The organism is Paenibacillus sp. JJ1683 (assembly GCF_053006485.1).
In genome coordinates, this window is sequence record NZ_CM129820.1 from 4,400,023 (window position 1) to 4,416,694 (window position 16,672).

General features: G+C 46.1%; 12 protein-coding genes. 5 read left to right on the top strand and 7 right to left on the bottom strand.

The genetic code is table 11. The annotated features are described in order from the left end of the window. Positions 1–34: 34 nt before the first annotated feature. The 5 genes from ACUC6J_RS18840 to ACUC6J_RS18860 all read right to left on the bottom strand — a co-directional run bounded on the left by ACUC6J_RS18840 (position 35) and on the right by ACUC6J_RS18860 (position 7,773). On the bottom strand, positions 35–3,274 hold the full coding sequence (locus ACUC6J_RS18840; protein WP_447249266.1) for a cellobiose phosphorylase: 3,240 nt from the start codon (positions 3,272–3,274) through the stop codon (positions 35–37). An 18-nt stretch (positions 3,275–3,292) separates the two neighbouring features. Beyond that, on the bottom strand, positions 3,293–4,639 hold the full coding sequence (locus ACUC6J_RS18845; RefSeq protein ID WP_447249267.1) for a GH1 family beta-glucosidase: 1,347 nt from the start codon (positions 4,637–4,639) through the stop codon (positions 3,293–3,295). Positions 4,640–4,662: 23 nt separating this feature from the next. Beyond that, positions 4,663–5,481, bottom strand: coding sequence for a carbohydrate ABC transporter permease (locus ACUC6J_RS18850; protein WP_017427404.1), 819 nt, complete (start codon positions 5,479–5,481; stop codon positions 4,663–4,665). Next, the gene (locus ACUC6J_RS18855) at positions 5,481–6,374 is read right to left on the bottom strand and encodes a carbohydrate ABC transporter permease (RefSeq protein ID WP_016818625.1); all 894 of its coding nucleotides are present in this window, start codon (positions 6,372–6,374) and stop codon (positions 5,481–5,483) included. Before ACUC6J_RS18855 ends, ACUC6J_RS18850 begins: the two co-directional genes overlap by 1 nt. Before the next feature lie 70 nt (positions 6,375–6,444). Further along, on the bottom strand, positions 6,445–7,773 hold the full coding sequence (locus ACUC6J_RS18860) for an ABC transporter substrate-binding protein (protein ID WP_019688422.1): 1,329 nt from the start codon (positions 7,771–7,773) through the stop codon (positions 6,445–6,447). Between the two features lie 294 nt (positions 7,774–8,067). On the opposite strand from ACUC6J_RS18860, the gene ACUC6J_RS18865 reads away from it, so the two are divergent. Continuing rightward, on the top strand, positions 8,068–9,108 hold the full coding sequence (locus tag ACUC6J_RS18865; RefSeq protein WP_019688423.1) for a LacI family DNA-binding transcriptional regulator: 1,041 nt from the start codon (positions 8,068–8,070) through the stop codon (positions 9,106–9,108). A gap of 84 nt (positions 9,109–9,192) precedes the next feature. On the opposite strand, the gene glpK is transcribed toward ACUC6J_RS18865, so the two are convergent. Then, a complete protein-coding gene (glpK, locus tag ACUC6J_RS18870; RefSeq protein ID WP_016818622.1) occupies positions 9,193–10,686 on the bottom strand; it encodes a glycerol kinase GlpK in 1,494 nt (497 codons plus the stop codon). Positions 10,687–10,717: 31 nt separating this feature from the next. Then, entirely contained in the window at positions 10,718–11,542 is an 825-nt protein-coding gene (locus tag ACUC6J_RS18875) for an MIP/aquaporin family protein (RefSeq protein ID WP_019688424.1), read from the bottom strand. Between the two features lie 318 nt (positions 11,543–11,860). Between ACUC6J_RS18875 and ACUC6J_RS18880 the strand changes: the two genes are divergently transcribed. The 4 genes from ACUC6J_RS18880 (at position 11,861) to ACUC6J_RS18895 (ending at position 16,586) form a co-directional block, all read left to right on the top strand. Further along, entirely contained in the window at positions 11,861–13,342 is a 1,482-nt protein-coding gene (locus ACUC6J_RS18880; protein ID WP_447249268.1) for a PTS transporter subunit EIIC, read from the top strand. Between the two features lie 196 nt (positions 13,343–13,538). Next, positions 13,539–14,828 (top strand): ABC transporter substrate-binding protein, encoded by a 1,290-nt coding sequence (locus tag ACUC6J_RS18885; protein WP_240753213.1) that lies wholly within the window; start codon positions 13,539–13,541, stop codon positions 14,826–14,828. A gap of 33 nt (positions 14,829–14,861) precedes the next feature. Further along, positions 14,862–15,737, top strand: coding sequence for a carbohydrate ABC transporter permease (locus tag ACUC6J_RS18890; RefSeq protein WP_016818618.1), 876 nt, complete (start codon positions 14,862–14,864; stop codon positions 15,735–15,737). A 21-nt stretch (positions 15,738–15,758) separates the two neighbouring features. Beyond that, positions 15,759–16,586, top strand: a complete 828-nt coding sequence (locus ACUC6J_RS18895; RefSeq protein ID WP_031462092.1) for a carbohydrate ABC transporter permease — start codon at positions 15,759–15,761, stop codon at positions 16,584–16,586. Positions 16,587–16,672: the final 86 nt, after the last annotated feature.

Genomic DNA, 16,672 nt, shown 5'->3' on the forward strand with positions numbered 1-16,672 from the left:
ATGCTCTATTTTGCAGCATGACGGCTTAAATGAATTAAAGCGATCTCTCCAGATGCACCTCGATACGAGAAACCAGCCGGTCTCTCACATCCTGAGCCTCTTTTGGGTCTAAAACAGCCTGGTTTATTGTCTTCTGTTCATCATTGCTGTAATGCAGTATATACTGTTTCACTATGCAGTCCGGCGCATAAGTATCCATACGACTTGTATTATAATACGTCACTTGGCAGCTTCCGAGAAAGCAGAAGGATAACTCACCTGTAGCTGTGAACAGCCAGCCTGGCAACTTGGGCTCCAGCTTCAGGGTAAGCCCCCTAGAATCATAGCCAAATGGCTGCCCGCCTGTCATCATCCATAGCCACATATGAATAAATTCTGCTGTAGATCCACTCAGCCTCGCAATATATCCCGTTCCATGCAAACTTGCATCAGGATTAGCACTGCTAGCAATAAAGGAACTGTTTTCCAGCGTACTTCTTCCATAGATCGTAGCATCCATAAAAGGAGGTAGCGCTTTTTGGATGTCTGCAAAAAATTCAGTGTATAGACCCACCTTTAAACACTCAAGTAAATATTTATATTCCATATGCATAAATATCGATTCATTTTCCAGCCACCCTGGCGTGAAAGCTCTGGAACGGCCCAGTTCAAACGGCTGTCCCGCCAGACTCTCATTCACCTTATACATACCCAGCTTTTTGTCGTAAAGCTCGCTCTGTCTGATAAGTCGATACAGCTTCCTCCCATTTACAATGTCGCCAGTTACTTTCATAGCCCGGGTTGGTCCTTCCAGGAAGAACGGTATATCCTTGCGTTTAAAGGAATGTATATTTACAAACACCCCCCCGTTCTCATCCTGCTGTACCTCGAATTCTTTGGCTTCATAATAAAAGAAGGTTGGGTATATCCCCTTTCCTATACGCAGAGCCTTATCCATTCCCTCTTGAATCTTACGTTCAGCCCGCTGCAAAAACACCCGCACATCATCAAAGGATAATGCTGCTTCGGTCCCTTCAAATCCAAAACGAACCGTTTCGCGATATGCTTCTCTAGCATCCGAAATCCGTGACCAGAAGCCATGATCGGCACTACCATTCCCAGGCTCCGCATCATTAAAATCGTGGTAGTACTCTTCAACTGCGAGCCCTAATTCTTGGATCAACCTGGCTACCTCTAGCGGTAGCCTCAGCACAAAGTCTGCCGAAAGCTTCATCTGTACATGTATTAAAAATCTTACGAGTCGCTGTAACTCGCATAGCTCACTAAAGCCCGAAGCAAACAGTCCCGGAAGTCCGTTCATGGAATCATTCCATCCTGGTTTCCCCGCCTCCATCTCAATTCCCAAGCCTTCTGGATCTAATGTAGACAGCTTGATGGCAGCCAAGGATAGCAGCTTCTCGTATAAATTGGACTTGTAAATCTCTCCGTTGCCTCGTCCGGTTCGAACCCAGTGAACATCGCGGGTCCGCATGTGAAGTTGAGCTTTCTTCTCCTTGCTTTCTACAACCGCTCCGTACTGACGAATACGTCCGTCCTTCATCTGCACGTATTTGTTTCGGCGCGGCTGTACCCATGCGGGACTGTCGTAATACATGTACTCCCTGGTCGAGAGCAGGAGTTCTTCTTGTTTGTCTGGAAAGATACTTAAATAGCTTTCGATTAGATCCATATTATAAGTCCAATGGTCGATCCAGAAGCCTTCACCAAAATCAGCCTCATAGCATTGCTCGGAATGCTTGAGGGCTTCGGTCACAAATGTCTCTACCGTTTGCTTTAATCCAATATTGTCATGAATGATGTGCTGAATCAGCTCGCCCGGGGTAAATGATGATTGAAAAAAAGTACACAAAGACGAATGGGCCGCCACTTCCACCTGTTCCAGCAACGGTTTGAGCTCTCGTATTTGAAAGCTACACCCTTTTACAACAAGCGGATTATAGCCATCCGGCTGAATCAGGCTCATAAACAAACGAATATTAAAATCTCCGACGTCCGGGTTAAACCACACATCATTTCTCCGATTCTGGTTCGCATCGCGGAAATTACCATTTCCTTGAGAATAATACCCCGCCTGGAGTTTGAAAAAATTATAGTCTCGTTCCAGATCTCCATGCTTGCGCGAAAATACATGATACACAAAGGGTTGCTCCGTGCCGTTGTCCAGCAATAATGGATAACCCCCACGTAGCAGATTATCCAGATAGCTCTGACGACAGTATTCGTCAAACAACGGAATGGATGTCTGCGTGGCCATTCCATCTGTCAACTCTTCAACTAACGTTCTAGCTTCCTTCGCCTTTTGATCGATATAAGACATCGTTGCAATTTCTGTAATCCGTTTATTGATCAATTGAATATCATTCACATGCCCGATGACCGAACAGTGATTTACAGCTGCACCTGCCGCCAATCGTGCCGTATAACCGCTAAACCCACAAGGCACTTTATTCGTCGTCACTGGCTGCTGTGATATCAGGTCTTCGACACGTGTATGGATAAAGCAGTCAGGGAAGGTCAGGGACGTATTTTCACCAAATATAATGGACGGATCGACAATGGGACGTACTAGTCTGGCCTTGCCATCCTGCTCCACAAAGCTATACATAAAATGTCCCGCCTCAATCTGATGGACCTCACTTGTATCCGCTGTACTTCCACGTACCTTATAGTAAGGTATGCCGTTATTGAGGTTATACACATCCATCCAGCTTTTCAGTGTATATCCAAGCTCCTTGTAAGCCGTATTGTCAATACCGAAGGGCAGCACAGCCGGCATGCCATCCAGCACCTCCAGCTCAAGTTCTTGATCGGAATGATTGACAATCTCAACCTTGCGCACCAAAGCAGCGTAACTTTCATGAGGAAGCGTAAAATATTGCACACGCACCTCCAGCCCTATATCTGAATGAAAGCTATTAATTTCCAGCATATGGCGGGATATTATCATTTTTTGTTGCTCATGCTCCAAAGGACGCACAACCGAAAACGGCTCCATATAGCTCCACTCATCCTGCCTTTTTACCTTTAAAAAGGTACGGAAGCCATGGATCGGTACGAGACTATAGCTGCGGTTAGCCGGAAAAAATTCCATGATCGCTCCATTTTTATCCTCCACACCAAAGCTCGCAATTCCTTGTCCACGATTAACATAATACGCCCACAGGGGAATTCCCTGAACACCAGCAATGCCGGGCAAGAAACTGGAAAAGGGCTTGGCATGCGCAAAATTTTCAATCACAAAACGTCCTTGATTGTCAAAATAATACGGCTGCATCGTATCCCCCTTTTCTGTTTAAAACCCGTTCTTTGCCATCATTTGCTTGAACCATAGCGCACTTTGTTTGGGAGTCCGTTCCTGCGTCTCGTAATTGATATGCACAATGCCAAAACGCTTGCTGTAGCCCCAGGCCCATTCAAAGTTATCAAGGAAAGACCAGACAAAATACCCCTTGAGCTGACCTCCCTCTTCAATGAAGCGATGACAGGCCTTTAAATGCTCTTCAATATAGCGCTGACGCCCGGTATCCTCAATCTGTCCATTTACCACTTCATCCCTCATCGCTGCTCCATTTTCCGTAATCAGAATGGGCAAGCCCTTGCTAAAATCCTTCTCAATCCGTGTCAGCAGCTTATAAAAAGATTCAGGGTGAATCTCCCATCCCATGTCCGTTACTGGCTCCTCCATGTGAACCTGCTCTACTTGCAGCAACGAAGCGTCGTTCGTTGATCGAATGATGCTACGGGTATAATAGTTAATGCCCAAAAAATCCCCCGGTTGCTGAATCAGCTCCATATCACCAGGCTGTACAAAATCCAATCCATTCAGATACGTTCCGTACCATTCCACCATATCTTCAGGGTACTTTCCGTTAAACAATGGCTCCGCAAACCAACGATTAATAAAGCCATCTCTTCTGATGGCAGCGGCCACGTCCTCGGGTCGCTCGGAAGCCGCATCCACATGTTCCATGTTCAACGTAATGCCAATCTTACCCGTTAACCCTTTCTCCTTATGCAAATTGCTGGCAATCCCATGACACATTAGAATATGATGGGCGGCAGTAAAGGCTTCCCTCCAGTTCTCATGACCAGGGGCATGCTCTCCCGTACCATACCCTAAAATAGAGGCGCAATAAGGCTCATTGATCGTATTCCACCAGTTTATCCGCTCGCCGAATCGATCCATGATTACAGAGGCATACGTTTTAAAATGTTGGATAGTCTCTCGCTGTGTCCATCCACCCTCGTCCTCAATCCACTGTGGTAGATCCCAATGATACAACGTCAGCATCGGAATCAGCCCCGCCGACTCTATTTCATCTAGAAGATGCTCATAGAACAGTAGCCCCTGTTCGTTAACCACACCAGGCGCGGGCATAATGCGCGGCCAAGCCACAGAAAAACGATAATGTAAAAAACCAAGCTGTTTCATTAATTGCACGTCTTCTCTAAAGTGGTGAAAATGATCACATGCTACATCTCCACAGTCCCCTCCGATTACCTTCCCGGGGATTTGACAAAAAGTATCCCAAATGGAGGGCGTTCTGCCGCCCTCATCTGTACCCCCTTCAATTTGATAAGAAGAGGTTGAAGTTCCCCACATAAACGTGGCAGGAAATATAAAGGTATTCTCGCTCATACTCGATACCGTCCTTTCAGGAATCAAGACTTCACAGCTCCAGCCATTGCACCGCCGACAATAAAGCGCTGGAGGAAAATATACAAAATAACCAGCGGTAGTGTAACAATCAAGATACCGCAAGCAAGCAGCGGCCAGTTGTTCATGTATTGTCCATAGAAAGAGAACAGTCCCTTGGTCACTGGCTGATAGGCGGGATCAGACAAATAAATGGTAGGACCTATAATGTCGTTCCATGCACCAATGGCTGTCAAAATGATGCCTGTCGCCAACACGGGCTTCATCAGTGGTACAAGAATCGTGAACAAATAACGTGAATAACCGCATCCGTCCATTGCAGCCGCTTCATCCAGCTCTCGGGAGACAGACTTGATATACCCCACAAACATCAGGAAAGCGATGCCGGTACCTGTCGTTTTCAGCAAAATAAAACCAAGCTGTGTATTGTACAGTCCCAGACTATTAATAAGGGCAAATTGCGGAATTAGCGGATTGGGGAGATACATGGAAATCAGGAAAAACACATAAAAGAAGGTGCTGAACTTAACATATCCCCGTGCTAGCGGAAAGGCGGCAAACACGGATATAATCAGGGTTAATAACGTAGAAACTCCTGTATACAAAATACTGTTCCACATATATTGAGAGAAATTCCCTTTATCCCAAGCATCCATGAAATTCTCCAAACGCAGACCCTTGGCTAACGCTACAGGATCCATCAAATACTCGCTTTGCGTCTTCATCGATACATTAAAAAGGTAGAAAAGCGGGAGTACATATAACGAAAGCATGAGCAGTACGATGGTGTAGCTCACTATTTTGGTTCCTTTGCTACTGCTCATTACATTTCCACCTCTCTTCTGCGCAAGTAATAAAGTGCAATCATCGATACCGTAAACACGAATACAAACTGGATCATCGCAACTGCGGAAGCAAGACCATAATCTGATGTCCCGGAGCCAAAGGCTGTGGCATATACATCAAATGCAAGTGTCGTCGTGTTGAATTTACCCCCTGTCAGCACATAAATAATGTCAAAGGTTTGCAAGGCGCCGATAATGGACAGCAGCATATTGACGGTAAAGGACGGTGCAATCATTGGAAAGGTAATATTTTTGAACGCTTTCCATCCAGAAGCGCCGTCCATATATCCCGCTTCATATAAGTCACTAGGAATGGATTGGAGTCCAGCTAAGAAAATAGTCATCGAGTAACCCATGTACATCCAAATTTGCACAAAAATGACCAATTCAAATGCAATATCATAATCCCCAAAGAAGTTGGAGCTGGTTCCAAAAAAGTTCAGCAATGCTTGCGCAGGACCGCCAAGCGGATTGGCAAGCAACTGCCAGATCAGACCGGATACCGTTACCCCGAGCACAACGGGCAGAAAAAATACAGAACGATATAACACATCACCTTTGAGCTTTTTATTAATAAGGATAGCCATGAATAGCCCAACTGCGTTTTGGATCACAACCACCGCTACGGCAAAATATAAGGAACGGCCAATGGAAGCAATGCGATCTCCAGAATCGGAGGAGGTAAAAAAGGTCGTGTAATTCTCGAATCCGATAAAATTCCACGTCTGTCCCGGAACCCCGGTAGCATCTGTAAAGGAAAAAAGCACGGTTACCATAGAGGGTCCAAAACCAAGAAGCAAATAGAGCAGCACCGGAATACTCAGCAGAAGATAGGGCATTATCCGGGCAGCACCCTTTCCAAAGGGATACATGGGTCTCACACCTTTTCACATTATTATGGGAGCTTTGCAGTTACCATTGTGTTCATGTAAAATCTATGGATTATTTAGGAGCTGCCGCATCCCAGTCTGCTTGAGATTTCTGCGCAAGCTCCAAAGGCGTTTTTAACGGACCGGCAGGCGCCAAAAATTCCGCATGTACACTGGCTTCCTTAATGTACTGTCCAACATTCTTACGATTGATAAACAGCTGATCCCAAGAGAGTTTGAAGTTTTCCAATGAAGGCTGGATTTCATTAACGAAATCGCTGCTTATCTTCACATCAGACTGTGTTGGCAAAAATCCAGCAGCGTTCACAAAATCCGTGTAGTTCTGTTTCTCAGAGAGCATTTCAAGCCATTTGATCGCATACTCCTTGTTTGGTGACTTTTCTAGTACCATCCAGGTCATATCATACTTGCCTGCCAGGTTTTTATTTTTGGCGGGGTCGTTACTGCCCGGAATCGGGAAATAACCAAATTTCAGCTCTGGATTGGCTGTCTGAATCGTAGTTGCATCCCACGTACCATCCGCAATCATCGCTACACGCCCGGAAGCAAATAAGCTTGGCAAGGTTCCATAGTCAATTCCCATAAATCCACCAATGGCGTTGTTCATCAAAATTTGTGTTTTTTCCAGCACCTCAAGCTGGACAGGATCAGTCAGTTTGGTCTTGCCTGTCCACAGCCCTTTGATATATTCCAGCTGATCATCATGGATAGAGGCTTGAAGTCCTTGGACTGCAAGATTAATAGGCCATACATCCTTACCGCCGAAACCAATCGGTTCTACACCGTTATCCTTGAGCACCTTCATAACATTCACCAGTTCGTCCCATGTCGTGGGCACAGCAAGATTATATTTTTCAAAAATCTCTTTGTTGTAAAACAGACCTGTCAGTGCTACCTTACCCATGTTTACACCGTATACCTTGTCGTTATAGGTCATGGCATTTTTGACATCTGTAGGATTATAGTTTTTGATAAAAGCTTGATCTGACAGATCTGCAATGAGTCCTCCCTCGATCCACTGCTTCCACATCGGATCAGCAGCTCCCTTAGACCATTCCTGTGGTGCGCCTACGAAGCTGAATTTCAGAGGAATAATGTCTGCATCACCGGTTGAACCCGCATTCATACGCGTTTGCATCAGTTGATCATAAGTGGAATCAGCAGGAACCGTCGTATACTCCACCTGAACATCAGGATACTTCTCTTCAAACTTTTTATTAAATCCCTTTATATAGTTATTAATATTCTCCTGCTGCCAATGAATAATTTTTAACGTGACCTTTTTATTCCCGTTCTGCCCAGCTTCGTTACCTTTACCGCAAGCGGCTAATACCACGATTAAAGCGGTTACAACAAGTAAAGAAAAACACTTTTTCAGCATTGCAAAATTCCCCCTGTAATCTTAGAATAAATGCACTCACTCTTACGAAAGCGGTTTAGTTAATTACAGCTACTATTATGTATCGAATAGCCTGTATTTGTAAATAGCAATTTGTAAATTATCAAAAAATCATTAACTATCGTTAAATCGAACTTCATTATCCATAATATATTAGGATTTATCCTATAATAGCACGGTTGACTCTCTTCTATGAGGTAGCATAGAATACGAGTAATCATTAATTTTAGAATGCAAGGTCAAATGAACTAAATCAGTTTAGTTACGGAGGATTCCATGAATATAAAAACAATAGCTAGCATGGCAGGCGTTTCAGTAGCAACGGTTTCGAAGATCATAAACAATTACACAGATATCAGTGAGGAAACCCGGCAGCGAGTACTCAAAATTATGGAGGAAACAGGCTATAGACCTTCCTCCTCGGCTAAAACGCTTGCTACCAAAAAATCTAATCTGGTAGGCGTTATATTCGCTGGCAAGCTGAATGTCGATTTTAGTCATCCTTTTTTTGTAGACATCATTAATGTTTTCAAAAAGCAGATTGGCTTGCTCGGTTACGACCTGCTGTTTTTTTCAAATGAGAAATTTCTGGATAATGGAGAGGACTATTTGGCTCGCTCAAAATATTTCTCAGTGGACGGGTGCATTATTATTGCCGGAGACGAAGTGGAGAAGAGTGTTTTTGATCTCGATGCCAGCCCTATCCCCTGCATCGGTGTTGATATCGAATTAACCGGAGCCAGTTCCTGCTACATCATGTCCGACAATCAGAAGATTTCAATGAAAGTTGTTGAGCACTTTTACATGAATGGATACCGCGAAATGGGTTTTATAGGCATAGAACGCCCCTCCTTGGTTATTAAAGAGAGAGAAGAAGCTTTTATCTCATCACTAAAGCGGTTTAGCCTTGATGTCAGACCGGAATGGATCGTGTATGGCAAGGACTATGCAGCAGAGGATGGATACCAGATCGCAAAGGCGTGGATAGAGCAAGAAAATTTACCAAGAGCTATTTTTGCGGCTACCGACCTGCTTGCCTTTGGTGCCATTCGTGCTTTCAAGGAGAGCGGCTTGAAGGTACCCGAGGATATTGCCGTAGTAGGATGTGATGATATTGAAGCCTGTCGTTATACCGATCCTCCACTGACGACTGTAAAACAAGACAAGCAAAAAATAGGTCGTCTGGCTGCTATGGTGCTGTTTGACCTGATGAATAAACAAATGGATACGAAATGTATTAAAGTGGAGCCCGAACTCGTCATTCGCACCTCCTGCGGAGCCCGGCAACATTGGAACCCTACAAGGGTTGAGGGATAGCACATACCTAAAAAAGGTGACTCCTGTCGAATTCAGAAGTCACCTTTTTGCAGTTATATAACAAGAGCCCTTTCGTTTAAGCCATTATTTGTAGGCCATCGTCGCATTCACAGCCTTTTTCCAGCCTTCATACAGGCTGTCACGTGTTGCTTCATCCATCGTAGGGGTAAAAGAAGTTTCCACTCTCACTCGCTTACGAAGTTCATCTGTACTCTTCCAGTATCCTATCGCCAACCCTGCCAGACATGCGGCACCCAGCGCCGTTGTCTCATGGATAACTGGCCGTTCCACCGTCGCATCCAGAATATCGCTCTGGAATTGCATCAGGAAATTGTTCAACACGGCTCCTCCATCCACTCGCAGCATCTTCACCGTAATACCTGAATCAATCTCCATGGCTGTAAGCACATCCTTGGTCTGATAAGCGAGCGACTCCAGGGTGGCACGGATAAAATGCTCCTTCGTGGTCCCACGTGTCAGACCAAACATCGCTCCACGTACCTCGCTATCCCAGTAGGGGCTGCCCAGCCCGACAAAAGCGGGTACAAGATATACTCCTTCTGTGGAGGAAACACGGGCCGCGTAAGGCTCACTGTCCTTTGCTTCACGGAACATGCGCAGCCCATCTCGCAGCCACTGGATCGCAGAGCCCGCAACAAACACACTCCCTTCAAGTGCGTATTGCACTTTGCCTTCCTCCAGCCCCCAAGCGATGGTCGTGATCAGACCGTGCTTGGATTCAACCGGCTGATCTCCCGTATTCATCAACATGAAGCAACCTGTACCGTAAGTGTTTTTGATCATTCCTTTTTCGTAACAAGCCTGACCGAACAAGGCTGCCTGCTGGTCACCCGCTGCACCGGCGATCGGTACATTCTGACCAAAAAAATGATAATCCACGGTGTGCGCATATACCTCGGAAGAAGGCCTTACCTCAGGCAACATGATTTTCGGAACTCCCAGAATATCCAGTAGCTCTTCATCCCACTTTAGCTCATAAATATTGTACATCAGCGTTCTGGCCGCATTGGAGTAGTCTGTTACATGGGCCTTTCCGCCGGATAGTTTCCAGATTAGCCACGAGTCAATCGTACCAAATAATAAGTCACCTCGTTCCGCTCTTTCCCGCGCTCCTTCTACATGGTCCAGTATCCACTTTACTTTAGTGCCTGAAAAATACGGATCGATTAATAGCCCTGTTTTGCTGTGAAACAACTCCTCATGCCCTTGCCGCTTCAGTTCTTCGCAAATATCCGAGGTTTGGCGTGATTGCCATACGAGTACGTTATACACGGGTAATCCGGTATTTTTGTCCCACACGGCCACCGATTCTCGCTGATTGGTAATGCCGATGGCAGCAATTTGTTTTGCTTTTACACCGGATTCGGAAAGACAGGAGGCAATAACGCCCAGAATAGAACTCCAGATTTCATTCGCATTCTGCTCTACCCAGCCGGGGTGAGGAAAATATTGCGGAAATTCCCGCTGGGCCGAGTACACCACATCTCCTTCGCTATTGAACAAAATCGCTCTTGAACTTGTCGTTCCCTGGTCTAGTGACAAAATATATTTTCCCATGTTCATCTCTCCCTGTGTAAATCCATCGTTTTTACGCTGTAAGCTTGTGATCCATTTTATGATTTTTATAAATACGACTAATACGGAAGGTAATCAAGAGTACAACCACGATAACCCCTAATAAAATCCAGAACGCCGGAGTCATACTCCCCTTAAAAACGGCCTGATAAAACGGCCCTGCGAAAGATCCCCCCAATAGCGGTCCTACAATGGGCACCCATGCATATTTCCAGTTGGATGCTCCCTTACCGGGTATCGGTAGTAAATAATGCATCAGACGCGGCCCAAAATCCCTCGCTGGATTAATGGCATAGCCCGTTGTGCCTCCAAGGGATAAACCGATACTGACAACCAAAAAACCAACAATTAGCGGTTTAAGGCCGTCTGTAAACGAATTGGCACCAAACGACAGTAAAGCAAGAACAAAGATAAAAGTACCTATCATTTCACTAAGCACGTTACCAAACGGATGATCAATAGCTGGTCCTGTCGCAAATACACTGAGTTTGGCTGCTGTGTCCTCCGTCTCTTTCCAGTGGGGCCAATAATGCAAAATGACGATCACTGCACCCGCCATGGCTCCAAGAACCTGAGCCACAATATAACCGGGAACATCCTGCCATGGAAAACTACCCTGAAATGCCAACGCGAGTGTAACTGCGGGATTCAAATGCGCTCCGCTGATTTGGCCCACCGCATACACCCCAATAGCTACCGCGAGCCCCCACCCCAATCCGACCACAATCCAGCCGGAAGCGTGGGCAAAAGACTTTTTCAGGGACACCCCTGCGCACACTCCGCCACCTAGGGCAATAAGAATCATTGTCCCTATGAATTCGGCTGCGTATGGCGACATACAACCAACCTCCTCAATAGATCATCCGATTTTGATCGTTTTCATCGCGCAAAAAAAAGAAAAGCCATCACAAACCAACCCTGTGCTGTAACATGGGATGTCTGCGTGGCTCTCTTGTCTCCGTCACGATTATTAACTTAAATTTGATATTATATAAGCATGTAAGCGATGTCAACTGCGGATTTACGTCTTCTGATATCCTAAAATAATCGTTGACCATGTTAGATTGCCCGATTTATGATGTAAAAAAATGGCTGAATGTAAGGATTTCAGGATGAATACAGCACTCCCAAACTTGATGATGAAGGGAAGAATGTTATGCTGAAATTTCTGCAAAAAATCGGCAAGTCATTAATGCTTCCAGTAGCTACATTACCCGCCGCAGGGATTTTGCAAGGGCTGGCTCTCATTAATTATGAAACGGATATTCCGCTTGGCCCTGGAGTTGGTGGATTTCTGAATCATTATGTCACTCCTTTTCTGAATGAAGGGGCGGGTGCTATCTTTGGCAATCTGGCGCTTATTTTCTCCATCGGTGTTGCTATTGGTCTGGCAGGCGACGCGGTAGCCGCACTTTCGGCAGTCATTGCCTATTTGGTGCTGACCCGTATTTTGGCGGCCGTACCGGGTATATTTGCGTATATTCCAGACGACGTCAAGCTGGACATGGGCGTATTGGGCGGTATTTTTATCGGCGGATGGTCTGCTTATCTGTTTAAAAAATATCATAATATTCAACTTCCAGATTGGCTCGGCTTTTTTTCGGGCAAACGTTTTGTCCCCATGATTACAGCCTTCACGACCATGATTTTAGCCATTCTGCTCGGCATGATCTGGAGTCCGATACAAGATGGCATTGCAGCCTTCGGCAACTGGATTGTTGGCTTTGGTGGAATCGGGTCAATGGTGTTCATGATTGCCAATCGACTGCTGATCCCGCTCGGTTTGCATCATGTGCTGAACTCGATCGCATGGTTTCAAATTGGGGACTATACCAACGCTGCAGGTGAAGTTGTTCATGGTGACCTGACACGTTTTTTCGCAGGCGATACATCGGCGGGTATGTTCATGTCCGGCTTCTTCCCCATTATGATGTTCGCTCTGCCAGCGGCGGCTCTTGCATTCATCCATACGGCCAAGCCGGAAAAACGTAAAGCTGTCGCTTCCATCTTTATCGGTTCTGCGCTGGCGTCGTTCCTGACCGGTATTACTGAGCCCCTCGAATTTTCTTTTATGTTCATTGCACCTCTGCTTTACGGCATTCATGCTCTGCTAACAGGTCTGAGCGGCCTAGTCGTATACCTACTGGATGTCAAACTCGGCTTTTCCTTTTCAGCAGGACTCATTGACTATCTGGTCAATATGAAGCTCTCCACCCATCCATTGCGAATGATCCCGATTGGGCTTGTCTTCGCCCTCATCTATTATTTTCTGTTCCGCTTCATCATCCTCAAATTCAACCTAAAGACTCCCGGGCGCGAAGACGATGTAGATGACACCCTTCTATTTGAGGCTAACAAATCCATACCCGTTGGAAAAGCAAGCGCCTCATCCGGCACCCAGTCCAGTCAGGCAGGCCAGGTCCTAACCTATCTCGGCGGTTCAGACAATATCCAAAGCATTGATGCCTGCATCACGCGGCTGCGTCTTGTCGTCAAGGACGACAAAGCGGTTAACGATCAAGCTCTTAAGCAGCTCGGAGCGTCAGGAATTATCAGGCTTGGGAACGGTACCCTACAGGTTATTTTCGGTACTCGATCTGAAGCTCTGAAAGATGAGATACAACGATTGATGTCATGAAGCTAATCCCCTGCCTTAAGCACGTGCGATCTTCCTATAACAGACGCACGTGCTTTTTTTATGGATAAACGTTTCAAATTTTTTGTTTTTGGTTAAGGCAATGCACATAAATGGGTAACATCTTCATATGATGGAGCTAAACCATTTACAACTTGTTCAGCAGGCAGATTATTCAGACAGCAAGGAGGGAAATGATGTGAAGACAGTACAATGGCAATGGCTGGTATTATGTCTTGCTTTTCTCACTATGATTAGTGGTTGTAGTGGGTCCCTATCCTCTAAAGGTCAATCATCTGAAGCTAATTTGTCAAACAGCAAAAAGATAACGCTTACATTGTGGTACTGGAACCGTTCTATTGACGATGAATTGCTCGTCCAAGCCGAAAAACAGTTTCCCAACATTGAATTAAAAACTCAAAAAATAGGCGGTGACTTTAAAGCCAAGCTGAAGACAACGCTCGCAGCTCGTTCCGGTGAACCGGACATCGTAGCTCTGAACGACTGGATGGTGGAGCTATTCCCGAGTGCGGATCGTTTTTATGATCTAAAGGAACTCGGAGCAGACCGACTGAAGGATCAATATTTGGAATGGAAATGGAATCAGGGCATCACTCCTGATGGTAAAATGATTGCATTTCCCATGGATACTGGGCCTACCGCCCTCTTCTATCGAAGCGACCTGTTTGAACAGGCAGGCTTGCCAAGTGATCCTGAACAGGTCAGTGCCTCGATTCGCACATGGGATGATTATATGGCAGCCGGAGAACAACTTCGGCAGAAATTCGGAAGCCATTCATTTTTGGCCGATAATATTGTAAACGTTTACAATCAGGTGCTCGCTCAACATACGAACCTGTACTTCAAGCCGGACGGAAGTTATATCGGCAATCAATCTCCTGATATCCGCCTCGGCTGGAAAACCGCTGTGGATTTCCACAGGAAGCATCTGCTCGCCAATGCAGATGGCTGGACTCCTGAATGGAATGCTTCGGTCAATAACGGCAAAATCGCCTCGTTCGTAGGGGCAATCTGGATGAAGCAAGTTCTCACAGAAGCCGCACCGGATACAGCGGGCAAATGGAGAGTCGCCCGTGCTCCTGGAGGAGACGGCAATCTGGGAGGGTCTTTCATCTCTATCCTCAAATCTAGCCAACACCCCAAAGAAGCCTTTGAAGTTCTGACCTGGCTGCAAAGCCCGGAACACCAACTGGAAGCCTACCATAAAATCGGCCTGTTCCCATCCACTCCCGGCGTCTATGACGATCCAGTCATGGAGACACCCGAGCCTTTCTTTGGTGGTCAGGCCACTGGCCTCATTTTTGCCGCCTCCGCACGTCAGGTGAAAAATAGCTATTTCGGCGAGCGCTATCCTGTCATCCACGGCATTGTGACCCGTCGTCTTGCCAATGTGGCCAAACAAAATGCCGATCCCGACTCATTATGGACGGAAACAATGCAACGAATTGAACGGGAATTACAGCGTTAAAAAACAAAACTTCAAAAAAGGCGTGTGGACAATATGCTGAGAGAAATCTGGAAGCACCGGGCCGTTTATGCTGCGATCTCGCCATTTTATTTGCTGTTTGGCATCTTTGGCTTGTTTCCGATTGGCTTTTCATTGTACCTGGCGTTTCACAAATGGGACGGGATCGGAGACATGACCTACAACGGCTGGGGCAACTTTCGTTACCTTGTGACAGACAACGAATTTTGGCAGGCTGTAGGTAATACGTTTGTGATCTGGGTGTACGCCACGATTCCAATGCTATTTCTAGCACTCATTGTTGCCTTTCTGCTTTATGCCCCTTTTGTGAAAATGCGCACCTTATGGCGAGTTGGATTCTTCCTGCCCAATGTGACATCTATTGTTGCTGTTGCCATCATCTTTGGCGCCTTATTTGCCAACAATTTTGGATTTCTCAACTACCTTTTGCAGCTCTTGGGGCTACCTATGATCCAATGGCTGAATGTGCCATGGGGTATCCAAATCGCCATTTCTTCCATGGTCGTCTGGAGATGGATGGGTTACAACGCCATTATCTATCTGGCTGGGCTCCAGAGTATCCCACATGTGCTGTATGAGGCCGCCAAAATAGACGGGGCAACCGGAGCGCAAGCTTTTTTCCGCATCACCATTCCGATGCTGCGCCCAGTCATTTTGTTTACGGTCATTACGTCCACCATCGGTGGCATGCAGCTGTTCACCGAGCCACAGGTCCTGGTCGGTAATGACGGCGGTGCCGGGGCAAGTGGCATGACCATCGTTTTATACCTGTACCGCGAGTCGTTCATTAACAACTATTTTGGATATGGCGCTGCTGTCGGATGGGGCATGTTTCTCATCATTGCTCTATTCTCCATCATCAATTGGAAACTCGTTCAAGGTAAAAAATAACGATGGAAGGAGCTTTACCACATGATGCAGACACGTGCAAAATCCATTGTTTTATATGCCGGGCTGTTGGTAGGTATCATCCTGTCGATGTTTCCATTTTACTGGCTAATCGTCATGGCAACCCGTACAACCTCAGACATCTATCGTTTTCCGCCACAATTGTGGTTCGGCAGCCACTTCCTGGATAACATCACGAGAGTATTGCAGCAGATTGATTTTGCCGGCGCCTTTTTGAATACGCTTTTTGTAGCCAGTTCGATTACCCTATTGGTGCTGTTTTTTGATTCACTGGCCGGTTTTGCATTCGCAAAGTTTGATTTTCCGGGCAAAAAGGTGTTATTCGTCATTCTGCTAGCTACAATGATGGTCCCTTCACAACTTTCGCTCGTTCCCTCCTTTGTCATGATGGCTTCCTTTGGATGGGTAGGTACGTTCAAAGCGCTCATCATCCCGGGTATGGTAAATGCCTTCGGGATTTTCTGGATTCGTCAGTATGCAGAAGAATCTATTCCCAAGGAGCTCCTGGATGCGGGGCGTATGGACGGGTGCAGCTTTTTTCGACTGTACTGGAATGTAGCACTGCCGATTTTACGCCCTGCGTTCGCTTTTCTCGGCGCATTTACCTTTATAGGAGCTTGGAATGATTACTTATGGCCATTAATCGTTTTAACGGATGAGCGCAAATTCACCCTCCAGATTGCATTGTCGCAGTTGAACGGGATTTACAATACGGATTATGCGATGGTCATTGCTGGCACCCTGCTGGCTGTACTTCCTCTTATTATTTTGTTTCTTTTCATCAGCCGCCAATTTATTTCCGATCTTGCCGCTGGAGCGATCAAAGATTAGCCTTCACTTGATTCCCCTTTTACTTGCTCTAAAGCGTCATCGAAACTGGACTTAAGCTCTGGAGAGGAATTGCACAACTATGAGCT